This window comes from Raineyella sp. LH-20, assembly GCF_033110965.1.
In the GTDB taxonomy this organism is placed as follows: domain Bacteria; phylum Actinomycetota; class Actinomycetes; order Propionibacteriales; family Propionibacteriaceae; genus Raineyella.
Window position 1 is genome coordinate 724,339 of the sequence record NZ_CP137003.1, and the last position, 23,796, is coordinate 748,134.

The window sequence follows — 23,796 nt, forward strand, 5'->3', positions numbered from 1 at the left end:
TTGATCCTCAATCCTTGATCTGTGCCCCGTAGCGCAGCACGTCACGCACCAGCGTGCTGATGCTCTCCGCCTCCGTTTTGGCCTTGATCCGGGCCCGATGGACGTCGACCGTCTTCACGCTCATCCCCAGCCGGCGGGCGATGTTCTGGCTCGGCAGGCCTTCGACGACCAGCCGGAGGATCTCCCGCTCCCGCGGCGTCAGGCCGTCCACCTTCTGCTGCACCTCGGTGCGGGCCCGGTGCTCCTCGAACCGTTCCTTCGCCCGGCCGATCGCCTCCTGGACCACGTCCAGCAGCCGCTGCGGCTCGTACGGCTTCTCCAGGAAGTCGATCGCGCCGCGCTGCATCGTCCGCACCGACATCTTGATGTCGCCGTGGGCGGACACGAAGATGATCGCCACGTGCGGGGCGACGGCGGTGAGGTCCTCCTGCAGTCGGGTGCCGCTCATCCGCGGCATCCGTACGTCGAGGATCACGCAGGCGGGATGACTGCCGTCGTACGCCGCCAGGAACTCGTCGGCGGCGTTGAACACCACCGGGTCGACGCCGATGCTGCCGAGCAGCCAGGCGACCGACTCGCACACCTCCGGATCGTCGTCGACGAGGTAGACGACGGTCGCCGGGGTGCTGGCCGGGGTGCCCATCGGTCCTCCTCACGTCGTGGTCGACACCAGCCTAGGCAGATCGCCACGACGACGGGGCGGCGATCCCGCCAGGAGAGCGGTCAGGCGGCCGCCGTGGTGCGCCAGCGGGCCTCGGCGGTCCAGTAGTCCGCGCCGGCGGCGCTGACCTTGTGCTCCCACGCCGTGGCGCGTTCCAGGTCGGGCTCGACCTTCGCGATGGAGCGGTCGGCCGCGTCGGGGCCGTCCTCGGGAACGCCCCAGTGCACCCAGTTGACCTCGCGTCCGTACTCGTCGTGGACGAACAGGTCGACGTGGTGCCAGCCGTAGCCGAAGGTGTCGAGGTAACAGGTGAGGAACATCCGGTGGTGGTGGGTGGGCCGGGGATCCATCGGTCCGCCTTTCGTCAGGGTCAGACTCTCGTCAGGGTGAGCGTCGCGTCAGAGGCAGCGTCGCGTCAGAGGCAGCCTCGCGTCGAGGCGCGGGGCGGTCAGGGCCGCCCCGCCAGCAGGTCTTCGAGGCGGCCGGCGACGGCGAAGAGCTCCGCCTCCCGGCCGGGCCGGCCGATCACCTGCAGGCCGAGCGGGCGTCCGTCGGCGGCGCGGGCACCGGGGACGGTGATCACCGGCAGGCCGAGGGCCTGCCAGGGCCGGCTGAGCACCGGAGACCCGGTCGCCGACAGGCCGGCCGGGGCCGGGCCGAGGGCCGCCGGACCGACGATCACCCCACCCTCGGCCAGCAGCGTGGCGAGATCGGTGCGGGAGACGTCGCGGCGGACGCAGGCGTCGTGGTACTCGTCCGCGGTGGTGGCCGCGCCGACGGTCAGCAGGTCGCGCAGCGGGACGCTGATGTCGTCGGGCCGCTCCAGCAGTGCGGCCCGCTCGCGGGCGGCCTCGTATGCCATGATCACCGGATGGTCCCCGAGCAGGGTACGGACGTGGTCGTCCCATTCCAGTGGACGTACGGACGTGCCGGCCGCGGCCAGCAACGCGCCGGCCCGCTCGAGGGCCTGCACCATCTCGGGGTCGAGCGGCTCACCGATCCGCGGGCGCCACAGCAGGACCGGCCCGGGATCGGCCGGCCGGGCGAGGCCGAGCGGTGCGCCGGTGAAGGCCTCGTACGCCCGGGCGAGATCGCCGACCGTACGGGTCAGCAGGCCCAGCGCGTCCAGGGCGTCGCTCAGCCCGGTGATGCCGGTCAGGTCGGCGGTGCCGTGGGCCAGCACCATCCCGGCGACCCCGCAATAGGCGGCCGGTCGGGTCAGTGAGCCGGCGGTCTGCGAGCCGAGCGCCAGCGGCACCATGCCCGCCGCCACCGCAGCCGCGGACCCGCTGGACGAGCCGCCCGGGGTGTGGCCGGGGGCGGCCGGGTTGTCGGTCGGGCCGGGCGCGAAATAGGCGTACTCGGTGGTCACCGTCTTGCCGATCACCACCGCCCCCAGCTCCTCGAAGCGGCGTACGCACGCGGCGGAACGGGCGGCCGGCGCGGCCGAGGTGGTCGCCGGCGATCCGCACCGGGTGGGCAGGCCGGCGACGTCGATGACGTCCTTCACCCCGACGGTGAGGCCGTGCAGCGGCAGTGGGCCCTGCTCCTCGGCGCGCCGGTCGGCGGCGTCGGCGTCGGCGAGCGCCCGCTCGGAGAGCGCCACCCAGGCGTGCACCGCGTCCTCGGCCGCGGCGATCCGGGCCAGCGTCCGTTCGACGGCCGCACGGGCGCTCCGCACGCGGGTCGTGGTCGATGGCGTGTCGTCCATGGGACCTCCTCGTCGTCGGCATCGTTACCCAGGTCACATAGTGCCCCCCATGTCGGCGCGGCGGAAGTAAAGGTTTCTCGCCTGTGCCGGGTGGCGATCCTGTTCGTACGCTCGGCCCTACTCGGCGACCTACGGGTCACCGGACCCCCACCGTCATCTCCTCGATAGGACCTGATTCGATGGTCATCACCCAGCCGCAGAGCCGCGTCGCCCGCACCGGCTTCCAGAACATGACCGTACGGGCCTGGATCGTCACCGCCATGTTGGTGCTGTTCCAGATCGTCGCGTTCGCGGACAAGGCCGTGCTCGGCCTGGTCGCCGGCGACGCGATGGCCGACCTGGGTATCTCCCCGGTCCAGTTCGGCTTCATCGGCAGCGCGTTCTTCTTCCTCTACGCCGTCGTCTCGATCGTCACCGGCTTCCTCGCCAGCCGCTACTCGGTGAAATGGATCCTGCTCACCATGGGCGTGATCTGGGCGGTCATGCAGTTCCCGATGCTGGCCGGCGGCGGCGCCGCGGTGCTGCTGGTGAGCCGGATCGTCCTCGGCGGCGCCGAGGGACCGGCCACCGCGATGTCGCTGACCTCCGCCCACGGCTGGTTCCGCCCGCAGCACCGTGCCCTGCCGAGCAACCTGGTCGCCGCCGGCTCCACCCTCGGCCCGGTCGTCGCCGCTCCCGCACTGGCGGCGATCATCGTCGCCGTCGGCTGGCGCTGGGCGTTCGGCGTCCTCGGTGTCGTCGGTCTGGTCTGGGTGGTCGCCTGGCTGTTCCTCGGCGCCGACGGACCGTACGCCGGCACCCGCAAGGCCGACGCCGCGCCGGTGGCGGTCGAGCACGACACGCCGGAGACCGCCGCGGAGGAGGCCTTCGACGGCCGGATGGTCGACGTCGACAACCAGTTGCCGGTCCGCACCTGGGCCGCCCTGCTCAACCTGACCGTGCTGGCGGCCGTCGTCGGCGGCTTCTCCAACTTCTGGGTGCAGGGCTTCCTCACCACCTGGCTGCCGCAATACCTCAACGGCGTGGTCGGCCTGTCGATGAAGCAGGTCGGTGTCGTCACCACCTTCCCGTGGCTGATCGGTGCCGGTGTCCTGCTGCTGCTCGGCCTGATCGGCCAGACCCTGATGAAGCGCGGCCACAGCGTGCACCTGGCCATCTCGGTGCCGTTCGGCCTGGCCGCGATCGTCGCCGGTGCCGCGTTCCTCTCTGTGCCGCACGCCCACGGCGCGCTGGCCGTCGCCCTGCTGTCGATCGCCGGCGGCTGCAGCCTGGCCTACCCGATGACCGCCTCGGCGCTCGGCTACACCGTCGGTGCCAAGCAGCGGCCGATCCTGATGGCCACCCTCGGTGGCGTCGCCTCGGTCGGCGCGATCATCTCCCCGACCCTGGTCGGCTGGCTGATGGGCAGGGCCGGCTATGTCGCCGCGCCGAAGGGCAAGCCGATCCCTGCCGAGATGGTCGAGCACATGGCCACCGGCATCCATCAGGCCTTCACGGTGACCGGCATCGTCCTGCTGGTCGGCGGCGTGATGGCGGCGCTCTTCCTGCGGCCGGGCCGCACCGGTCGTCGCCTGCAGCGTGACCACCTGCGCCCGGAGGGCGCGCGGGTCATCTGACCCGTACGCCCAAGGACCCGAGATCCCTACGGAGCACCCATGACCGAGACCGCCGTGACCATCGACGACCGACTGTTCCGCGACGTGATGGGCCACTACCCGACCGGGGTGGTCATCGTCACCGGCACCCATCCGGACGGTGAGCGCCTCGCCATGGTGGTGGGGACCTTCAGTTCCGTCTCGTTGCAGCCCGCGCTCGTCTCCTTCCTGCCGATGAAGACCTCGCGGACCTTCCAGCGGCTGCGGGAGTGCCCCTCGATGTGCCTCAACGTCCTCACCGGACGCCAGGAGCACGTCGGGCGGGCGATCGCCGGGCGGCGGGCGGACAAGTTCGCCGGCCTGGAGTGGCATCCCTCCCCGTCCGGCGACCCGATCCTCGCCGGGTCGCTCGCCTGGATCGATGTCCGGCTCAAGGACACCATCGAGGCGGGCGACCACTGGATCGCCCTGTGCGAGGTGGTCGACCTGGCGGTCCACAGCCCGGAGGCGCCGTTGATCTTCTTCCAGGGCGGCTACGGCCGGTTCACCGTGCCGTCGCTGCTGGCCCGGATCGACGAGGAGATCATCGGTGCGGTGCACCAGGCCGAACGCGCCCGCGACCTGCTGGAGTCGATCGCGGTCCGGCACCACTGCGAGGCGTCACTGCTCACGGTGGTGAACGAGGACGAACTGGTGGTCCTCGCCTCCGCGGTGGCGCCGGGCATCGACCTCGCCGACGGGCTGGGCGTACGGGTGCCGATCGTCCCGCCGATCGCCGACGTCTGGGTGGCCGAGCAGCCTGCCGAGGTACAGGAGCGGTGGCTGGCGAAGGCCGTCACGTCCGAGGGCATGGTGGACGTCTTCCGCGACCGGCTGGCCTGGGCCGCCGAGCGCGGCTACCTGATGTCCTTCCTGCCGGCCGGCCGGCTCAACCCGTACGCCGAGGTGTCGCGGGCCACCCGGCGCTACGCCGCCGGTGACCTCACCCCAGCCGAGGAGCGCGACATCCGCCGCAGCATCGCCAGTTCCGAGGTCAGCTATCGGATGGTCGAGATCGACCCGGCCGGGACGTACGACGTCGGGATGGTCGTCGCCACCGTCCACGATCCCGCGGGGCGGGCGGTCCGGATGCTGCGCCTGGGCCAGTTCCCACGGCAGGCCTCGGGGGCCGAGGTCGAGCGCCGGATCGCCGCGGTCACAGCCGGCGCGGCCGAGCTGGAGGGGCTGCTGTTCGACGCGGAGGCCGCCGGCGCGGCGTGACGGAGGCGCGGCCCGACGCTGCCGGGGGCGTCACTCGTCGTCGCGGCGGGTCGGCCGGCGCGACCCCCAGGGTCCGCCGAGCATCATCGCCCCCGACGCCACCAGTCCGACGACGGTGCCGACGATCGCCGCGACCAGCAGCACCCGGGTCAGCACGACCCAGTCGAAGCCGGTGTCGGCGAAGTGGAACGGGAAGACCTCCCAGATCCGGAACAACGCGATCATGCTGACGCCCGAGGTGGCGAGGCCGCCGAGGCCGCGCACCGGGCGGGAGTCCACCACCAGGTAGAGCAGGTTGGCGAGGAGCACCACACCAAGGGCGGCGTTGACCGAGCCGAGCACGAGGGAGGTCTCGGAGGTCAGGATCGGGACGACCCGCCAGCCCGGACTGACGTTCATCAGGTAGAGCAGCACCGCGACGACGAGGACGACACCGCCGTAGCCACCCCGGGAGGCCGGGGACGGGGCCGTACGTTGCGGCCGTTGACTGATCGTGGACATGGCACCCTCCTACGACGGGTACACCTCCAGCGTAGGAGCCGGCCCCGGACGGGTCAGCAGAGCCGCGAGACGACCGGCGACAGCGGCCATGTCGGCCTCGCGACCGGGCGGACCGATCACCTGGAGCCCCGGTCGGCCGGCCGCCACCCCGGTCACGGTGACTGCCGGGAATCCCAGCGCCTGCCAGGGGCGGCTGAGGTCCGGCGATCCGGTCGGGCCGACGATCACCCCGCCGTTCCGCAAGCGGTCACAGAGGTCGGACCGGGAGACGTCGCGCCGGATCCGCGCCTCGTGATACCGCTCCGGAGACACCGGTCCACCGGGTGCGACCGGTCCACCGGGTGCGGGGCGTCCGGGGGCGGCCTCGTACGCCATGATCACGGCGTGGTCACCGAGCAGGGTGCCGATGTGGTCGTCCCATTCCAGGGCTCTCACCGGGGTCCCGTCGCCGGCCAATGCCTCGGCGGCGGCCTCCAGCATGCGTGCGGCCGCGGGGTCGACCGGCTCGGCCAGCCGGCCCGGCCGCCAGATGAGCACCGAGGGTGTGGCTGTCCGGTGCACGAGCACCTCCTCCGTTGTCGCGCGATCACCCGGCACGACCGGGGCCCGACGTCCGTCTCCGGGACGGTGTCCACCCTTGCTCGGTGGCATGACGACGGTGCAACGGTGGCGTTTCGCCCGGAACGTCGGCGCCGAACGGGGGAATCCGGGCGGATCCGACGGTGTCCGCGGACGGCCGACCGTTCAGTCCACCGGCACGCGGCTTCGGCTGCTGCGGTCGGCGGACTCCGTCACCGTCACCACCGCGGACCGGGCCGGTACGGCGTGCCCGGCTCGTGCGGCGCGTCGTAGCGGGACAGCGGCTCGGGCCCGGCGAGCACCCGTCGCGCCACATGGAGGTAGCGGTTCGCGTCCGGTTCGACCCGCCAGCCGACCAGCTGGATCTGGCCGCCGACGATCTCGATGCCGGTGATGTGGGCGGGGAAGGTGCAGCAGCCGGTGTTGAAGTAGGGCACCCCGTCGCGGGGGAACTTCTGCCGGTGGGTGTGCCCGCAGATCAGCGCGGTCTGGTGCTCCTGGATCCACTTGCGGTAGTTGCGCTCCACCTTGTGCCGCTTGAACATGTTGCGCACCGGGCTGGAGGGGCTGCGCACCCCGAAGGCATGCATGTACTTCCAGAACACCCGGAACGTCCACATCGTGAAGGGCCAGATCTGGTCGTTGGCGACGTCACCCTGGTGGCCGTGGACGACGAGGATCTCCTGGCCGGTGTCGCGGTGGCGCAGCACCAGTGAACCGATCGGCCGCAGTCCCGGCATGAACGGGGTGGGCCGGCCGAGGTCGTCAGGGATGGTGTCGAAGCAGGCCCGGGCGAACCGCGGGTCGCGCAGCTGGATGTTGTGGTTGCCGTAGAGGTAGATCAGCCGGTCGTCGTCGAAGAACCGCTTCAGCCGCCGGTACGGCGACCCGTTGGCCCACAGGATGTGCTTGAACTCACGGTTCTCCCACAACTCGTCGCCGTCACCGACCTCGACGTAGGTGTAGCCCTCGGCGTGGTACCACTCCAGGGCGCCGATGTAGATGTTCTTGTTTTTCAGGAACTCGTCGGCCATGCTGCCGTCGCCACGGTGGACGTCGCTGAGGAAGACATAGCGCGCGTCGTCGTCGAACTCCTCGATGCGGGCCCGCCGGTAAGCCTCGGTCAGCCGCTTCATCGTCTGCATGCGGATCCCTCACAATCTCCGGTCCGGCCATCCACCAGCCTAAGCCTCGCGGGTCGGGTCTCGACAGCGGGCGTTGTGGGGTGAAGAGTACAGATGACTACGATGTAGTCATCTGCATGCAATGTAGCCGGATGTATTGTGATGTAGTTATCTGTTGTCAGGAGACACGATGTCAACGAGCGTACGCATTCCTGAGGAACTCGAACGGCGGATCGAAGCGCTCGCCGCCCGGACCCGGCGGTCCAAATCCTTCTACCTCCGTGAGGCCATCGAGCGCGGCCTGCCACAGGTCGAATGGGAGTATGACCTGGCGCAGCGCGCCGCCGATGTTCGCGCCGGTCGGGTGGCGACGGAGCCTCTGGACGAGGTGGTGCGCGAGCTTGACCTGGGCGATTGACCTGCACCCCGACGCGGCGAAACAGCTGCGGCTCCTGGCGCGGCGCGACAAGCCGGCGGCCAGGCGCATCACCGACTTCCTGACCGGCGTCGGCGCCCTCGATGATCCGCGCTCACGTGGCAAGGCCCTCACCGGCACCTTGGCCGGGCTGTGGCGCTACCGCATCGGTGATTGGCGGGTCGTGGTCGACATCCAGGACAGCCGGCTCGTCATCGTGGCCCTCGACATCGACCACCGGTCGCAGGTGTACCGCTGACCGCAGCCGATCCCGCGGTGTCACCGCAACCTCCTAGACTGACGCCGGTCGGTCGCCACCACGCGGCGACCACCGGCGTCGACACAGGGGGAAGTGTGGCCGAGCAGGATCCGACCGTCCTGGCATACGAACAGGACGTCAACACCGCGTACGTGGCAGATCTGACACGCCGCGCCGGCGGCTACGAGATCGACGACCGCACCCATTGGAGCCCACGGATCAGCGTCGGACCGTTGATCGGGCGGGTCCGGATGCGCTACGACGGCGACGAGGCGGACGACGAGTTCTACGTCGCCGAGACGGGCGCCGACCTCGACGGCATCGAGGTGATCAGTTGGGCGGCCCCCGCGGCGGCGTCCTTCTACGGCAAGAGGTACGGCGAGGAGTCCGGCCTCAAGATCCGCCGGCGTTTCGCCAAGGGGCCGCAGCACGCGATCGGGGCGTACGCGGACGAGTGGATCATCACCCCGGACGGGCCGGAGTTCAGCACGCCGGAGACATCCCGGACGACCGCCGGCCCCGTGGCCGGCGATCACGCGGCCGGCGACCCCGAAGGCACCACCGAGAGCAGCGGTGCGCCCGGCGTCGTTGCGGGCACCGAGCAGGAGCTGCGGACACCCCGGACGTCGCTGAAGGCGCTGCTGCGTACGCTGCAGCCGGAGCAGTACGACCTGGTCGCCGCCTCCCCGACCGCCTCGCTCACCATCCAGGGCCATGCCGGCACCGGCAAGACCGTCGTCGCGACCCACCGGGCCGCTTGGCTCACCCACACCGACCGTCCCGACCCGCTGCGGCACGTCGCGCTGATCGGACCGACCGAGACCTGGGGCCGGCACATCCGCCCGGTGATCGACGAGCTCGCCACCCCGGGCTCGGTGACCATCACCTCGTTGCCGGAGGTGATGCGGGCGATCATCGGCGCCCCGGAACGTCGCGCCTCGAGCGACGACTATCTCGATGCCTACTCCGCGCAGCTCGGCACCACGCTCGCCCGGATCGTCGACACGCAGCGGACGGCCGATCCCGGACTCACCCCGGCGCGGGCGTACGAGGTGTTCCTGCACACCAACAAGGTGTCCATCCCCACGGCGCGGCGCACCGAGTTCTTCGCCTGGCGCGACACCCTGCCACAGACCTACGACGGCGCCCTCGGCGACCGGAAGCTGTGGCCCCTGCTGGCCTATCTCACCGTCCTGCTCACACCACAGTCGACGTACGACCATGTCATCGTCGACGAGGCACAGGACCTGCGGCCGCTGGAATGGCTGATCCTCAGCCATCTCAATGGCGGCGCCTGGACCCTGGTCGGCGACACCCACCAGCGGCGCACCAGTCACACCACCCGCGGCTGGAAGGACATCCGCAAGCTCCTCGGCCTGTCCGCGTGGGACGAGGAGGTGTTGCTGGGCGGCTACCGCACCACCCGGTCGATCATCGACTTCGCCGCCTGTCTGCTGCCCGGGTCCGCCGGACATCGGGCGTACGACGTGCTCGGCGCCGGCGAGCCGCCGCTGATCCTCGACGCCAAGGCCCTCCGCCGGCCGGTCGAGGACCTCGCCATCGAGCAGGCCGAGCGGCTCTCGGCCGCCCATCCGAAGGGCACCATCGCGGTGATCAGCCCGCTGACCCGCGAGATCGCGGCGTACGCGCAGAAGAAGGACTGGGTCGAGGGCGCGGACCACTACTGGTCCAACGCTGCTCGGCGTCGGTTCACCTTGCTGACCTCGGAGGAGGCCCGCGGGCTGGAGTTCGACGCGGTCGTGGTCGTCGAACCGGCCGCCTTCAAGGCGCTGGCCGGCGACAACGGCCCGCTCTACACCGGGCTGACCCGGGCCAACCTCGAGTTGGTCATCATCCACGCCCGGTCGTTGCCACCCGCGATGGCGATGCACCTGCGCAAGCATCCGAAAGGTCGATGAGCATGACGCACATCATCTCGATCCTGAACATGAAGGGTGGGGTGGGCAAGACCACCACCACCGTGATGCTGGGCGAGTTCCTCGCCGGGGAGCACGGCAAGAAGGTGCTGTTGGTCGACATGGACCCGCAGATCAGCCTGTCCATCACCATGCTCGGGGAGCGGCAGTGGGGGCTGGTCAACGACGCGCAGCGGACGCTGGTGCCGATGTTCCGCGACGCTCTGGACGCCGGGCGCAGGGAGCGACGGTTCGACGTCTTCTCGGCGGTCCAGCGCAACGCCTCGAATGTGAAGGCGATCGCCGATGTGGACCTGCTGCCGTCGTCGTACGACGTGATCCCGCTGCAGCGCCACCTCGCGGTGATGAGCGTGGCCAAACGCGGCACGGTGAAGGCCTGGGACATCCTCGGCCCGGGCATCGCGCCGATCCTCGACGACTACGACTATGTGCTGATCGACTGCCCGCCGAGCCTGGAGGTGATGACGATGAACGCACTGCGGATCTCCGAGGGCTACGTCATCCCGACGATCCCGGATGTGCTGTCGACGTACGGCATCCCGCTGATCCAGGAGCAGGTGATCGACTTCGCCGCCGAGGTGGGGATGACGCCGCCCGCCGAACTCGGCGTGATCGTCACCAAGCATCTGAAGAACTCCCCCGTGCACCGCGGGCAGCTCGCCCGCCTGCGCAACAGCCACAACGTCCCCGAGTTGCTGTCACCGTGGGTGCCGGAAACCAGCAAGATCGCCGGCGCGGCCGAGCACCAGCCGTACGCCACGCTGAAGACGAAGTACGGACAGGCGAACTTCCCGGCGCTGCTGGAGCTGTCCGAGGCGTTCCGGCAGCGGGTCGAGGAGGGCGAATGAGCACGACCAGCACCGGGCGGGACGTGCCCGCCGGCTCCACCAGGCCCACCACCGGCGCCACCGGACGCACCATCACCGACTCCACCAGGCCTACCGGCGCCACCGGACGCACCATCACCGACTCCACCAGGCCTACCGGCGCCACCGAACCCCTCGACGACGTCAGCGCGGCCGCGGCCGCCCTCCGCGCGCTGGCTGCGGCCGACGGCGGCGAGGTCCTGGCCCGGCAGTTGTCCCGGCTGGTGATGGTCATTGCCGACGAGGCCGTCCGGACCAAGCGCTTCCGCGGCGACCTGCTGGCGGCCCTGACCGTCGAGCCGGTGTCCGATCCCGCGGTGTCCGAACTCACGGTGTCCAAGCCCCCGGCGTCCGGGCCCCTGACGCGCACCCAATTGCAGCGGCTGACCAAGGCCGACCTGAAGAAGCTGATCGACCGTGGCGGGATGGACCGGGATCGTACGCTCCGCTCCCACTCGACCAAGGGGGAGATGGTCGAGCTGATCCTGGCGTTCCAGATGTCCCCGGGGGAAGGGACTCGCACCGAGGACACACCCGGGGCGGACCCAGCCGGCGCGGAATCAGCACTCGCCGTCGACCCCGTCGCCCCGCGTGACACCGCAGCGGCCGTGACCGAGGACCCGGGTCTGCCGGCCAACCCGCCCAAACGTCGCCGGCGCCCCGCACCCCTCGACCCGTACGCCCTCGCCGCCAGCGAGGGCGTGGACGGTCTCCGGCGCCGGCTGCGGCGCCTCGACATCGAGGCGCTGAAGGACATCATCGCCGAGTACGGCATGAACTACGACGGCCGCGCGATGAGCTGGCGCGACCACCACCGTTTTGTGGAGCGGATCGTCGAGAAGGCCGACTTCGCCGCGACGCAGGGCGGCGCATTTCGCCCCAGGCGGAAGGACCTATAGCGGGCCGTCCACGGCACCGGGTACTCAAAGCCTAATACACGAGAGAGCCCTCCACACTCAGGCCGACTCGGTCTGACCGTCGACGTCCACGATCGGGTCATCCGGAAGATCCGGGCGACGCACTTTGAACGCGATTCTGCCGGCAGGGGCTGAGCCCAGAGGGAGAGCGTAGGAGAACAAGGTAGCGATGTCTTTCGGGGACGTCGGGTTCGGTAGCTTTTCGGGGTCCGTGACGCCCTTGGCGTCGTGGAAGCGGGCCGACGTGCTGTCTCCCGCGAACGTCAGGAGGAATGCCCCTCGGGCAGGCACCTTGAGCGCCTTGACGTGTGCGTATTCCGCCAGGTCGAGTGCGGAGGCGATGGGACCGCCGATGTCGACAGTGTCGGCGTCGATTCCGCCCGAAACGGCCTGCAACGCGTTGCGCTGGCGAGTCGAGGAACCGGAGAACTGCCACGGCCGGTCGGAGCGCCGGTAGCGACGCATGACCTTGAGCGCACGGTTCCCGACGATACGAGTTGGCAGTGAGGCAATCTCCGGGACGATGATCGCCCAGTCCTTGAGAGTGCCCTCGGCGATGGCCTTCTGCATGAATGCGAGGTACGGGGCGATCTTGAAGTTGCTCGCCCAGCTGAACTTCCGGATGACTTCGACGAGGCTGCTGGCGTCCACGATCCCGAAGTGGGCATGCCACGGTCGCGGATCGCCGGCATCGTTCACGTAGAAGAAGTCGCCCTCGCTGTCGGCGGCGTCGAGCAGCGGCTGCACGGAATCAAAATGCTTCTCGTTGGCGTCGTCGTCATGCTCACCCTGCTGGTTGAAGTCGACCACCTTCCCGCCTTCGCCCTGCTCGGTGAGCTCGGCGTTGTACATCTTGTTCGCGCTGGTCGGCTTGAGGTACGGAAGGCTCTGGTAGACCAGCGGCGGGACGTCCATCGGCCGGACTCGCGGGCGACCGTCCTCATCGAAGCCCTGGAACCTCCGCAACTCGTCGCGGAAGTCCTCTTCGTCGCGCACGATCGCCTCGAAGGACTTGTAGAGGTCGATGACCTCGTTCCGCGGCGCCGGCACGTTCCGCCCGATGTAAAGCCGGACCAGATCGCGGTAGTGCGGCCGGTACCCGAACCAGCGGCCCATCTGCATCAGTGTGTCTGCGGCGACAGTGCGGCGCGTGTAGTAGGAGACCGTCAGTCCCTCGACGGTGAACCCGCGGGACAGTTTGGTGCCGCCGACGAGGATCTTCCACACGTCCCCGGATTGGAAGTTGATATCGGCTTGGAGATAGTCCTTCTCGGCGACGCCGTTGACGATGACGACGGGGTTGACGCCCTGCTGGATCTTGTCGACCGCACGCCCGATGTGCGGACGCAAAGCATTGAAGTCGGGGATGGTCGGAGCCTCAGGTGCGCGGGCCTCCGTCACGGGGCGGAAGTCGGAGACCCACAAGTCGTGCAGGCGCTTGAGTCCAGCGGGCAATTCGTAACCGGCCGAGGTCCAGACTCGTCGGATGTCGGCGGCCAGGGCCTCGTGCTCTGCAGTCTTCACGGACTCGTGGACGAGCATCGTGTGGTGCCTGAAGAGGTTCGGCTTGCCGAGCGCCACCGCCCGGAACAACTTGATGGCACCCGACAGCACGTACGCGTCGAGGGCGGCGACCATCTCCTTGTCGCGCGCCTCGATATCGTCGGGATCAGCGACCAGGGACCTGATGAAGGCCCTCTCGTTCGAGTTCGCGACCGTCAGATCATTGGGGTCGTCCTCGTCTTCGTCCTCGCTGCGGTCGAGGTCATGAAAATCGCGCCCGCCCATGTAGTCGTCCGGAGGGTTCAAACTGACGATGAAGTCCTTGGGGAAGATGTCCTGGGCATCCTCGGGGTCGACGAACACGTTGGCGAACGGCGTCGCGGTGTAGCCGACGTACTGCGCTCGCCTCAGCTCCCCGAGAAGCTGGGCGATGAGACGGTTGATCGCAGTGCGTTCCCTCTCCTCGGTAGCGTCCTTCTTCGGCCGCGTCGTGTTGATCGACGCCTGGTCCGCCTCATCGTCGACGATCAGTGTCGGAATTTCCCCGAGGTCCGTCTTCGTCGACTGCAGGTCGTGCACGAGCTTCTTGAGTACCCTGCTGTTCTTCTTGACGACGGCGATGCGGATGTCCGGCCGATAGATGTTCTGCTCGTAGTAGAGCGGGCGCGCCGGGTCGACGAGGTGATCGGTCTGCCGGAAGTCGAGGTATCCGAGGCCGGCCTTGAGAAGCTTGTAGTCGTCCTTGGCGCCGGTGAGTCGACGGATTCCGGGGAGTCCGAGTTCCTTGGGATCCTTGCCGTAGGAGACGAACCTGCCTTCGTACCAGTCAATGTCGCCATCGCCGATGTAGTCGACCGAGGCGACGAGTTCCGCATTGTCACGGGGCACCCCGCCGAGGATGTTCTCCTCGCCGACGAGTTCCATGTCGAGACGGCGCTGCGTCTGCCCGCGCAGAAGTTCGATCGTACCGGTGAGGACGATGACGAGCTTGTACCCGACGTCGATCGCCTTGGCGATCACGCCCGTGAAGTTGGCAGTCTTGCCCGACTGGACATGACCCACCACCAGGCCCTTGGACTGGTAGGGGTCGTTTCGCGTGGGGTTCGCAAGTCGCTTGACGACCTCGTCGGTCGTGCGGTCGAGTTCTGCGACTGCGGAGGCGCTCCATCCTTTCTCCTCCAGGACGCCGCGGTAGCCGTCCCAGTAGAACGAGTGCTGTGCGGCCAAGTCGCTCGAGTACCAGGGGTCCCAGTCGGCGGGCTTGCCCGAGATGACGACCGCGCCGGCAAGGCTCGCGGGAAGGGCATTGTCGATCTGTGCCTGCGATTCCTCGCAGAACCCGAGAGCGCCCAGGATCACGCGCCGGCGATCGGGAGTGTTCGCCGCTGTGCCGTCCGACCACGACGGGTCGGATGCAGAGTCCCACCTGGCGAGCTGGATGTGGAAGTCGGACCGCGCAGCATCGTTCACATCACCTGACGTAAGTATCCCGACGAGGTCGGCCTCGGTGTATTCGCCCGGGACACCGGCTTCGCCCAACTCGAATTGGACTCGCCTGAGCATGGGCTTCGGGCTGCCCTTGCTCATCCCTCGGACGACGCTGACGACTGCCTCGGTGTACGGATCGCTCACGTCAAGCCTCCTGGGCTGTGGGTGCAGAGATGAAGACGGCAAGCGGTTCGCCAGGCGAGCCAGCGGCTCGGCCGGACACATCCACACGGTAGGTGACGTCACTGACGAGGTCGCTGTGCGGCACGATCGAGCGCAAACGCTCGGGGGTCACTGCGGGAAAATCGTCGTCGACGAGGTACGCGGCAGGCGTCGTTCGGAGCACGTAGGCGGTGGGATACATCGCCGCGTCGTCCTCGTCCCACCCTTCGGACGCGAGGTGGCTGACAAACCGATCACGTGTGCCGATCAGGCGATCGCGGATCTCGCCGATCAGTCCCGGAAGTCGGATCCCCAGGGGATCGCCACCTGCGCGTGTGATCTGAATGGACACCAGCCAAAGGGACCGCCCCGGGCTCGGCTCGAGCTGGCCAGCACCGTGTATCACGTGCGTCCGCGACTCGCCGAGCGTGGTCTTGACCTCGGCGTCGAACGCAGGGAACGCGAAGTCGCGTTCCTCCGCCAGTGGTCCGAGCCACCAGTCGACGACCGTGTATTCGTCGAAGGTGTCCAGGAGCGTACGGTACAGCAGGAGTTCGCCGAACAACCCGATCTGTCTCTCCTCGGAGATACGTGGTTTGGCCGCGAGGAGCGCCTTCATGTTCGTCATCGCGGCGGACGAGGCCGCGGCGAAGGTCGCGCCACCGCGCATCGCCTGGACGACGGAAAGCACCAGCCCGTAGGCCTCGGCGTACATGCCGCGCGCATCCAGAGTGAGGCGAGCCCACTCGACCCCGGCACGCATGTCGATGCCGGTGGTGACTCGACGGAGGGTGGCGGTGTCGAGCATCATCCCGTTGCGCGGCGTGAGGACCGAGATCCTCTGGCCCGGGCTGTCGACGGTGATGATCACCTCAGGGAAGTCATTGACGTGGTGGGTCGTGACCGTTCCGCTGCGGAAGTACTTCTCCAGTGTGTCGGGGCTCAGCTGGTCCGATGGCGTCATCACAGTTGCTCACTCTCCCTGAGTACGCGCTGATTGCGTCGTGATGGCCGACAGCAGGATGGACTGCCACGCGGTGTCCTCCCGCTTCTTCTTCGCACCGCCCCCGGTGCCGACGAAATGGTCCTTGAGCAGCAGAAGAAGAAGGCTCTTGACCACGGGGGCGTCCTCGATGTCAAGGCTCTTGTGACCGGCGAGTACAGCCCGGTATGTCGCATTCAGGAACAGGACGTGCTCATCCACGTCGATCTTGTAGACCTGGCGCGCGGGCAGAACCCGCCACTTGATGTCGATGGGGAAGACGTCGTTCGGATCGGTGTGGATAGCGAATGCATCCTTCACGGCCTTGGGGAGACCGTCACCGGGCAGAGGCGCTTCGATCGGCGTTGCCGACCGTTGTCGGGAGATCTTCGCCTCCTGCTTCGCCGCCGTGCGATAGGAGGCGAGAGTAGTCCCGTCCGAGGCCCTGGCGTGATCGAGCGCACTCCGCAACTCGTCGTCGAAGGCGGACCCGGCCTTCTCGGGATTGATGATCAGGTGCCGTTCCATCTCGGCCGTCACGTCGATGGCCACGCGGGCGAAATTCAGATCGACGCTCGGCTTCGCCAGTCCGTTCCATCCACCGGCCTGCAGCAGCCGATCGTTTCGGTAGATATAGAGGCCCTGCGACTCGAGGGGTGAACGGTTGCCTTGCACGAACCCGGGCCCCTTGTGCCAATGGGGCCAGATGTGAAGATGCGCAATCGCCGTCGCATCACCGACGTCGACGGGGAGATCCTTCGGATAGCCCGGGCGTCCGAATCCTCGGTGAGCGAACGGGTCGATGGCGGTCACGGTTCTCGGCGCTCCCGCGAACCGCAACGGGACGTCGTATGTCTCGATCCTCAGCGACAGCTCACCTCTGGAGAGGATGCGGTGCATCACGAGTCCGAGGTGGTCGACCAGTTCCTGGGTCGTTGCGTTCACCCACCCGATCTGCTCGCTCTCGCTCGACGAGGTGAGGAACGTCTGCACGTCCTGCCACTCGACGATCGTCCCGGTCTCCAGGGGAAAGTCGACATCTGCATTCGCGAGGGTCTCGGCGGCGTCAGCGGTGGAGAACTCCTCGACCAGGGGACCTGTGTCGAGGGTCTCTCTGCGCAGCCGCCGGCCGACGGCCGGTGAGCCGTAGCGCTTCGACCAGACGACCAGGGTGTTGGCCTGACTGAGGGATGCTGCCTTGAGCCCGATGCCGAAGTGCCCGAGGTCGCGTCCCTTGTACTCCCGCTTCTTGGCGTAGATCATGGCGTTGTCGATGCCTGCGGAATCCATCCCGGACGCGTCATCGATGACCTGCAACCCGACCGGCCGGTTCCCCTCCATCAGGAATCGCACCAGCACGTGCGTCGCGCCGAAGTCGATGCTGTTGTCCACGAGATCGGCAATGGCCGTCGCCAGCGTGTGGTGTCTTCCGATCGCAGAGGTGATCGACGGATCGGGAGGCACGACCTTCGATCCGACGGGTTGCGGCGTGAGCGGGCCAGCCACTACAGGTCCCCGAAGCTGCTGTTCACCACGGCGAGGTCGCCGGCGTTCTGCTTGATTGCGCGCACGGTGTTCTCGTCGAAGCCGTCGGACTTCTGTGCATCCACCGTCAGCGTGATGTCCAGGACGTCCGGGTCCGCGTTGCGCAGCAGATCGAGGATCTCCTGCGCGATCGTCTGCAGCTCCGTCGGCATGTCTCCTCCAGGGTCGATGACGTGTCGGAGCGAGTACGTCGCGTTCGTGATTCGTCGCGGCGGCAGTGTCGGCGTTGCGCTCCTCGTCGCGCCCATCCCGTCGCCGCCTGGCTCATCCCCAGGTGACAGAGCTGTGTTGCTGTTCCCCGGCACGGGTCGCGGCTGCACTGCCTTGGACCGCTCACGCTCACGTTGCGCGACTGCGAGGTCGGGTCGTACGACGAGTGTCCTGTCGTCGAAGGGCCCGAACTCGGTGTCTTCCAGCGGTACGGCCAAGCCGAGGAAATCACCGGTCGTGGTGTCGAAGCCCGCAGCCAGAGCGAAACCCGTGTCGAGGAAGGCCACGTCGAAGAGCGACTCCTCCAATGCGCGTACGAGGACCGCCTTGTCCCGTAGGCGGTGCAGGTAGGGATACCGCGTGTAGTAGGCCCATAACTCGGTGAAGCTGATGAATCCGCGGGTCCACCGTGCGCGCAGGAATTCCTCGACATCGAGCCGGATCACCCGATCGGCGATGTAGGAGTGTGCGATGTCTGCGGCGGCGAGCTTCGCGCTGATGCGCTTGGTGAGGTTCCTCTCCTGCCCGTCCGCACGGACCTGTCCGACGGCGAACGGCGCTTGCGGATCGTCCTGCACCGCGTGCAGACCCCAGATCCATGTATGCCCGAGTCGGTCGTCGACAGTACGGTTCGCGGCCTCGAGCATCGACTGCGCCTGCGCAGCGGCCGACTGTGTCAGGTCCAGGCGTGCCGTCTCGTTGAAGATCGAGTTCCACGCAACGTACGAACGCACCGCGGACTCCAACGTTCCCCACTGCTTGTCGTCCGCGGCGACCGCGACGATGGTGTTGACGTTCGAACGCGGGGCTTTGCCCCGCTGCCGCAGTAGATCGTACACCCACCTCGCGGCGCTGGAGTCCTTGTCCTTGCCGTTGTGGGTGTATTGAGGCGGGACGACGACCAGACGCAAGTAGTCCGCCTCTTCCACCTCGGAGGACGACTCCGGGTGCACGACGCCGGCGATGATGTCGGTCGAACCTTTGAACACGCGCTTGAGCCGCGTCGCCACCTCCCCGTACACCGCGTCGTACGACAGTTGGGCGGCCCGTTCGGCAGCGAGCCGGTTCAAGGACGGCTGGGTGTCGTACCAGAACCGCCCGTCTTCGGCGTAGTAGTGCGAGGACTTCTCCTGCAGGCCGTCGAGCACCGAGCCGACGTTACCCAGAACGTCGCCGGGCATGGCGACACCGAGCGTGATGCTCTTGCGGTCCTTTCCCTTGAGCGCGGCGTCGAGGGTGGGCGTGGCCTCGACGAAGATCGTCCGAGCCGTGCGCAGAGCGAGCGAACGGTCGCCCAGCGCTGGCCGTTCCTCGTCCACGGTGCGGGCGACGGAGTTGTCCCCGTCGATCTCCGACTGGATGATCGCGTCCCACGCATTGTCGAGATACTGAACGATCTCGCTGCGGACCGGCTGGGCATCAAGTGGGATCGACCCGGTCATGATCAGCGGAGACAGGTCCTCGCGCTCGTAGAGCTCGTGGACGACGTGGCTCATGAGCCGCAACACGCCACGGGTGCGCTGGAACTTCTCCAGGGTCGACCAGTCGGAGTAGAGCCGGTCCAGCAGCTCGGGATGGATCGGGTAGGCCGCCTTGATCCGCGACTCGTACTCGGACTCCCCGACGCCGGTGGGGAACTCCTTGTGGTTGTGGCGGTAGTAGTCGGTGAACCGTCGTGCCGCCGAGGCGATGGTCTGAATCGCGTTGGCGTCCGGCTCCTCGAAGAGCCGGCGGCGCACGATCTCGTACGACTCGTCGCGGGTGGCCGGACTCCACTGGTAGGCGACCCGACGGATGACATAGTCCAGGCGGTGCAACGTGTCGCGGCCACGCTGCCCACCGACCTCCAGATCGCTCGCCCTGGGGGTCTCACCCTCCTGGTAGTCCCGGTCTGACGTCACCTGCCGGCCCTCACTGGCCGGTACCGAGACGAGCAGCAGCGTGCCGGGCACGTTCTCCGCTGCGAGGGTCAGGGACTGGGCGAAAGTGAACTGGGTCTCGAACAACCCGCCCGGGACGGGACGCATCGGGTCCGGCGCATCGGGGAGCTGGCGGGCGTAGGCAACCCACTCGTCGATCAGGATGAGGGCCGGGCCGAATTTCGTGAACAGCTCGCGCAGCAGGTTGCCGGGGTTGGTTCCCGTCTCGTCGGCGTCCGCGACGATCGCGTACCCCTCCGCACCACCGAGTTGCCAGGCCAGCTCGCCCCACAGTGTGTGCACCACGGTGCCGTCGGGCTTCTGTGACGGCGTCGCCGGCGGGATCTCGTTGCCTACCAGCGCAGCTTTGCGGACGGGCTTACCCAGGACGTCGGCGTGTTCGCCGGCCAGCAGGTCCTGGACACCCTGGGGGAACTCGTACAGAGAGCGTCCGGAGAACAAGTGCCACACCGCCAGCATCGAGTGGGTCTTGCCGCCACCGAACGTGGTCTGCAGGTTGATGACCGGGTTGGCCGACCCCGAGCCGGAGATACGGTCGACCGCGCGGCGCAGCAGCTCCTTGAGACCGGCGGTCAGGTAGGTCCGGCGGAAGAACTCGACCGGGTCCTGGTACTCGCTCGCGGCATTGCCCTGCACGGCGACCGAGTACAGGTCGGCGGCGAACTCGGCGTTGTTGTAGCGCCCCGTTGCCACGTCCGCGTGGGGCTTGAGCACGTCGCGCCAGGACGGCAACGCCGCGTCCGCAGTACCGGGCAACGCCGCGGCACGCACGGCCTTGCGGGTCCGCTGCTCGAAGTCGCCACTGAGGATGTCAAGGCGGGCCTTGCGGACCGCGTCCGCCTCGCGGGCTGCACCGACCGCGCGCATCACCCGCTCGATGGTGTCCAGCGCCCGTACCGCGTCGTCGGGGGCGAACGGTTTGAAGTGTGCGACGTCGTTACGCACTCCGCGCAACTCACCCACGAACCCCTGCTCGGTGCGCGACAGGTGGGCATTGAACAAGTACCCGAGCTGGCCGATCGGCTCGGTGATGATGCGGAATTGGTCCTGTGGATCGGTCCGCGAGTACTCCTTACCCTCGATGCCCTTCTGAGCATCCTTCGCGGCCAGGAGCACGGTCCAGTCCTTGCCAGCGGGCACGTGCAGCGCGGTGACCCGCTCGATGTAGGGGTCCAGCACTCCCGCCAGAGACTGCAGCGCTGTGCGCACCGCCTCAATGTTGCTCGACGCCATCAGACCTCACCCACGAAGTCGAAGCCATCCTGAACCGCTGGACGGAGCTGAACATGACCGGCCGCTGCGGTCAGATCCGTCCAGGATCCACCAAGCAGATTGAACAGCCGCGCGTCGTCCGGACGTGACTTTTGCGTCATCTCGTACAGGCGGTAGGCCAATCTCTGGACGGACTCGACATCGATCTCCGGGCGAGTCCCCGCGGCGACCATGAGCTTCGCCGCTGCCTCAAGCCCGCCGTCCTCGGCGGACAGCACTCGCACGAGGTGCATCGCTGTCTCCCACACGGAGATGCTGTGGTCGGTCGCCGGGTTCCAGGTCGCCGGGAGGCTCGCAGGGGGAACCAGTTGGACCGTACTGCCGTTCTTGGTCAGCACACCGCTGTTGAGCAAGGAAGGCTCGCTGGTGCCGTACGCCTGCGAGAGACTGATGCCGTCTCCCGACGGGCCCGCGGCCCACCCGTACTGCGCATACCAGGTGAGGCAGAACCTCGTGGTCGGATCGAGATCGCCCTCTTGCTCGGAGAGCACCTCGTCAACCACCTGGTTTATGACCGCGATCGCAGTCTTGACTGACATATCCGAACCGTCGTTCTCCACGACGCCCTCGTAGCGGGAGAAGACGCCCATCCCAGGACCGATTGTCGCCTGGGCGAGGTCCACCGGGGCGATTGCTACCTGGCGCATCTTCTCCAACGCGCGGGGCAGCTCGCGCTTAAGCGTGGCGACGAACCCACGGCGGGAGGTTCGGCCTGCGGCCATATGGCGCGGACGTAGCACGAGGACGATAGACGAGGCGAGTGCGCTCGTGCCGGAGGCGATCATGCGGTTGCCCAGTTCCGTCCGCATCGGCCAGGTGGCCGTGATCGACCAGCCCCCACGGATCATTCCCTCAAGAATCGAGGCCCACCCGGTGTTACTCAGGCCCTCCGAATCAAGATCTGTCTGTTTGAATGCGTAGAACACCGTGATAGGAAAGTCGTCTGACGCCCCCTCGCGTGCGTGGGCAAAGACGTTCTCGAACCCTGTTTCGAAAAACCGCTTCGCGCCATCGCGTCCGTTGTGTCGGTGTGGGTTGGCGACGAGTTCTTCAGCCTTGGGCACGAGCATCGACGCAAACAAGCGCGGTTGGACTTCGCGGAGCGAACGACGTAGCCAAACGTAGAAGAAGTCTGAGAGATCCGAATATCCGATGTTGTCGTAGTACGGGGGGTCAGTGCTCACCACCAGGCCGCGATACTCCCGGGTAGCGGCATCGGCCTGGTCAGCATGCCCGGGCTCGCGAGCCGGAGTGTTTTCGAGGGAACGACAGACCCAATTGAGGTCCTCCAAGAAGTCCCCTGATGACCCACCGAACGGATTTGATTCGGCGAAGTCCCACGCCATGGGGATTTGCTGTCGCGCAAATAGGCCGCGAACTGCCTCCATTTTCGGGCTACTGTCCCACGAGTTCAGGGCGTTCGACTTGTTAGTCGTACGGCTGATCGCGAAGGCGAGGTATGTGGCGACAGCGTCCGCATAGGCCTCGGCGCCAGCGCCGCCGTCGGCGAGGCGATCACTAGACGGCAGGCCAGCAGCAAGCGCGTCTTCGACGACCTTCGCTCGTGCCTCGCCGACGAGGTCGCTGAGACTCGTGAGCGATGCCAACTGGCGCGCAGTGAAGAGGTCGGAGAACTTGGCGAAACCGTAGATCGTGATGGTCTGGTTACTGTTGGGGCTCAAGCTATGGGGAGGCAGCAATCCAGGCGGACCGGAGACAACGTCCTGGGTTTCCGCTGCACGGTTGTCTGCGTCAGTCGGCGCGAGATAGACGCGCCGACGCGCCCCCTCAGCGACAACTGTCATCAGTCTCGCCGAAAGCCTGCCTGCCCGCCCTTCGGAGCGTACGTAGTTCAGGTCCGCCGTCGCTCCACAGGAAACACAGATAGCCCCAGTGCGCTTGACGGTTCCGTCGTTCTTCGCGGCGGGCGCGCTCCCCTTGTCGTGGCCGATGGTGAATTCGATGCGGCGCCCGCCGGGTGCTGCGGGGTCCTCCACCACAGCGGGGACGACGTACGCCTCTTTGCCCTTCTTCTTGCCAAGCCACCACGAGCGCACAAGGGGCATCTCAATGCCACACGCCGGGTTGGGGCACGTGACGGTCCGGGCCCAGATCCAAGCGATCGTCGTCGCCGTCGTCTTCTTGCCGGTCTCCTCGTCAACGACCTCGGCGTCGGGATACAGATGGCCGATGCGCTCCTTGGCCTGCTCCCGCATCCACGCTCCGTAGCGGCGCACGTCCTCGGCGAGTCCGGTCGCGCGCGGCCACGGTCCGAGCGTGTTGGCTGCGGCCGGGAACACGGGCGGCCGGCCGGCGAACTTAGGCGGAATCTCGATGAGCGCCTTGTTGATCAGGACGGCCACGGGGTTCAGGTCGGATGCGTGCGCCTCCAGGCCGAGGCGCTGTGCCTCGAGCGGGATCGTGCCCCCGCCTGCGAACGGATCGAGGATCGCGGGCGGGTTGCCGCCGGTGGACTTGAGGATCTCCTCGTGCGCCTCACGCATCAGGCCCGCGTCATTGACGTTCTCCCACTTGACCAGGCGCCGGATGAGGTTGTGCAACCGCTCGCGCTCAACTGTCTGCTGTTCCTCGGTCAGTGACGGATCGGAGGACGGGTCGTCGACGAGTTGGGCGAAGAGCACCGCGCGCGCTGCCGCGAGCGGTCGGCGTGCCCACCACAGATGCAGTGTCGAGGGGTGGCCGTACCGGATCGACTTCTCGCGGGCGGACTCGGCATTGATGTCCTCCAGCGGGATCGACACCTCGATCAGCTTCTTGCGGATCGGGGCGTCGGATGTCGTCGTCATCGGTTCAACTCCAAGGTGGATCGGCTGCTCCGCATGCTAGTTGTCGCTGCTGACATCTGCTC

General features: G+C 67.8%; 18 protein-coding genes. 7 read left to right on the forward strand and 11 right to left on the reverse strand.

The window, feature by feature from the left end:
• Positions 1-7: 7 nt before the first annotated feature.
• From R0146_RS03175 to R0146_RS03185, 3 genes are all read right to left on the reverse strand, one after another.
• Positions 8-643: a response regulator transcription factor gene (locus R0146_RS03175; RefSeq protein ID WP_317691410.1), complete on the reverse strand. Its 636-nt coding sequence runs from the start codon at positions 641-643 to the stop codon at positions 8-10.
• 80 nt (positions 644-723) lie between these two features.
• On the reverse strand, positions 724-1,011 hold the full coding sequence (locus tag R0146_RS03180) for a hypothetical protein (RefSeq protein WP_317691411.1): 288 nt from the start codon (positions 1,009-1,011) through the stop codon (positions 724-726).
• Positions 1,012-1,109: 98 nt separating this feature from the next.
• Positions 1,110-2,372: an amidase family protein gene (locus R0146_RS03185; RefSeq protein ID WP_317691412.1), complete on the reverse strand. Its 1,263-nt coding sequence runs from the start codon at positions 2,370-2,372 to the stop codon at positions 1,110-1,112.
• 179 nt (positions 2,373-2,551) lie between these two features.
• On the opposite strand from R0146_RS03185, the gene R0146_RS03190 reads away from it, so the two are divergent.
• Positions 2,552-3,988 (forward strand): MFS transporter, encoded by a 1,437-nt coding sequence (locus R0146_RS03190; RefSeq protein ID WP_317691413.1) that lies wholly within the window; start codon positions 2,552-2,554, stop codon positions 3,986-3,988.
• A gap of 39 nt (positions 3,989-4,027) precedes the next feature.
• A complete protein-coding gene (locus R0146_RS03195) occupies positions 4,028-5,227 on the forward strand; it encodes a flavin reductase family protein (RefSeq protein ID WP_317691414.1) in 1,200 nt (399 codons plus the stop codon).
• A 30-nt stretch (positions 5,228-5,257) separates the two neighbouring features.
• Here the strand turns inward: R0146_RS03195 and R0146_RS03200 are convergent, their stop codons facing one another.
• The 3 genes from R0146_RS03200 to R0146_RS03210 form a co-directional block, all read right to left on the reverse strand.
• Positions 5,258-5,728 (reverse strand): hypothetical protein, encoded by a 471-nt coding sequence (locus R0146_RS03200; RefSeq protein ID WP_317691415.1) that lies wholly within the window; start codon positions 5,726-5,728, stop codon positions 5,258-5,260.
• Positions 5,729-5,737: 9 nt separating this feature from the next.
• Positions 5,738-6,289 carry a hypothetical protein gene (locus R0146_RS03205; RefSeq protein ID WP_317691416.1) on the reverse strand — a complete coding sequence of 184 codons (552 nt, stop codon included), beginning with the start codon at positions 6,287-6,289 and terminating at the stop codon, positions 5,738-5,740.
• A 236-nt stretch (positions 6,290-6,525) separates the two neighbouring features.
• Positions 6,526-7,452 (reverse strand): metallophosphoesterase family protein, encoded by a 927-nt coding sequence (locus tag R0146_RS03210; RefSeq protein WP_317691417.1) that lies wholly within the window; start codon positions 7,450-7,452, stop codon positions 6,526-6,528.
• A 169-nt stretch (positions 7,453-7,621) separates the two neighbouring features.
• Between R0146_RS03210 and R0146_RS03215 the strand changes: the two genes are divergently transcribed.
• The 5 genes from R0146_RS03215 to R0146_RS03235 all read left to right on the forward strand — a co-directional run bounded on the left by R0146_RS03215 (position 7,622) and on the right by R0146_RS03235 (position 11,807).
• Positions 7,622-7,849: a type II toxin-antitoxin system RelB family antitoxin gene (locus R0146_RS03215; RefSeq protein ID WP_317691418.1), complete on the forward strand. Its 228-nt coding sequence runs from the start codon at positions 7,622-7,624 to the stop codon at positions 7,847-7,849.
• A complete protein-coding gene (locus R0146_RS03220) occupies positions 7,833-8,105 on the forward strand; it encodes a type II toxin-antitoxin system RelE family toxin (protein WP_317691419.1) in 273 nt (90 codons plus the stop codon). Before R0146_RS03215 ends, R0146_RS03220 begins: the two co-directional genes overlap by 17 nt.
• A 95-nt stretch (positions 8,106-8,200) precedes the next feature.
• A complete protein-coding gene (locus R0146_RS03225; protein ID WP_317691420.1) occupies positions 8,201-10,024 on the forward strand; it encodes an AAA family ATPase in 1,824 nt (607 codons plus the stop codon).
• Between the two features lie 2 nt (positions 10,025-10,026).
• Complete coding sequence (locus R0146_RS03230) at positions 10,027-10,890, forward strand: ParA family protein (protein WP_317691421.1); 864 nt, start codon at positions 10,027-10,029, stop codon at positions 10,888-10,890.
• Entirely contained in the window at positions 10,887-11,807 is a 921-nt protein-coding gene (locus R0146_RS03235; RefSeq protein ID WP_317691422.1) for a hypothetical protein, read from the forward strand. Before R0146_RS03230 ends, R0146_RS03235 begins: the two co-directional genes overlap by 4 nt.
• Before the next feature lie 57 nt (positions 11,808-11,864).
• Here the strand turns inward: R0146_RS03235 and R0146_RS03240 are convergent, their stop codons facing one another.
• From R0146_RS03240 to R0146_RS03260, 5 genes are read right to left on the reverse strand one after another with little or no spacing between them, the layout of a single operon-like run.
• Positions 11,865-14,960: a Z1 domain-containing protein gene (locus R0146_RS03240; RefSeq protein ID WP_317691423.1), complete on the reverse strand. Its 3,096-nt coding sequence runs from the start codon at positions 14,958-14,960 to the stop codon at positions 11,865-11,867.
• 1 nt (position 14,961) lies between these two features.
• Positions 14,962-15,942, reverse strand: coding sequence for a PD-(D/E)XK motif protein (locus R0146_RS03245; RefSeq protein ID WP_317691424.1), 981 nt, complete (start codon positions 15,940-15,942; stop codon positions 14,962-14,964).
• Between the two features lie 9 nt (positions 15,943-15,951).
• Positions 15,952-17,424 (reverse strand): ATP-binding protein, encoded by a 1,473-nt coding sequence (locus tag R0146_RS03250; RefSeq protein ID WP_317691425.1) that lies wholly within the window; start codon positions 17,422-17,424, stop codon positions 15,952-15,954.
• Between the two features lie 41 nt (positions 17,425-17,465).
• Complete coding sequence (locus tag R0146_RS03255) at positions 17,466-20,864, reverse strand: DUF499 family protein (protein ID WP_317691426.1); 3,399 nt, start codon at positions 20,862-20,864, stop codon at positions 17,466-17,468.
• 23 nt (positions 20,865-20,887) lie between these two features.
• Positions 20,888-23,734, reverse strand: coding sequence for a DUF1156 domain-containing protein (locus tag R0146_RS03260; protein WP_317691427.1), 2,847 nt, complete (start codon positions 23,732-23,734; stop codon positions 20,888-20,890).
• Positions 23,735-23,796 lie beyond the last annotated feature (62 nt).

Excerpts from the sequence above, each read along its gene's own strand:
- R0146_RS03180 (WP_317691411.1), bottom strand. The coding sequence starts at position 1,011 with ATGGATCCCCGGCCCACCCACCACCACCGGATGTTCCTCACCTGTTAC.
- R0146_RS03260 (WP_317691427.1), bottom strand. The coding sequence starts at position 23,734 with ATGACGACGACATCCGACGCCCCGATCCGCAAGAAGCTGATCGAGGTG.
- R0146_RS03185 (WP_317691412.1), bottom strand. The coding sequence starts at position 2,372 with ATGGACGACACGCCATCGACCACGACCCGCGTGCGGAGCGCCCGTGCG.
- R0146_RS03210 (WP_317691417.1), bottom strand. The coding sequence starts at position 7,452 with ATGCAGACGATGAAGCGGCTGACCGAGGCTTACCGGCGGGCCCGCATC.
- R0146_RS03175 (WP_317691410.1), bottom strand. The coding sequence starts at position 643 with ATGGGCACCCCGGCCAGCACCCCGGCGACCGTCGTCTACCTCGTCGAC.
- R0146_RS03230 (WP_317691421.1), top strand. The coding sequence starts at position 10,027 with ATGACGCACATCATCTCGATCCTGAACATGAAGGGTGGGGTGGGCAAG.
- R0146_RS03195 (WP_317691414.1), top strand. The coding sequence starts at position 4,028 with ATGACCGAGACCGCCGTGACCATCGACGACCGACTGTTCCGCGACGTG.
- R0146_RS03190 (WP_317691413.1), top strand. The coding sequence starts at position 2,552 with ATGGTCATCACCCAGCCGCAGAGCCGCGTCGCCCGCACCGGCTTCCAG.
- R0146_RS03245 (WP_317691424.1), bottom strand. The coding sequence starts at position 15,942 with ATGACGCCATCGGACCAGCTGAGCCCCGACACACTGGAGAAGTACTTC.
- R0146_RS03215 (WP_317691418.1), top strand. The coding sequence starts at position 7,622 with ATGTCAACGAGCGTACGCATTCCTGAGGAACTCGAACGGCGGATCGAA.
- R0146_RS03200 (WP_317691415.1), bottom strand. The coding sequence starts at position 5,728 with ATGTCCACGATCAGTCAACGGCCGCAACGTACGGCCCCGTCCCCGGCC.
- R0146_RS03235 (WP_317691422.1), top strand. The coding sequence starts at position 10,887 with ATGAGCACGACCAGCACCGGGCGGGACGTGCCCGCCGGCTCCACCAGG.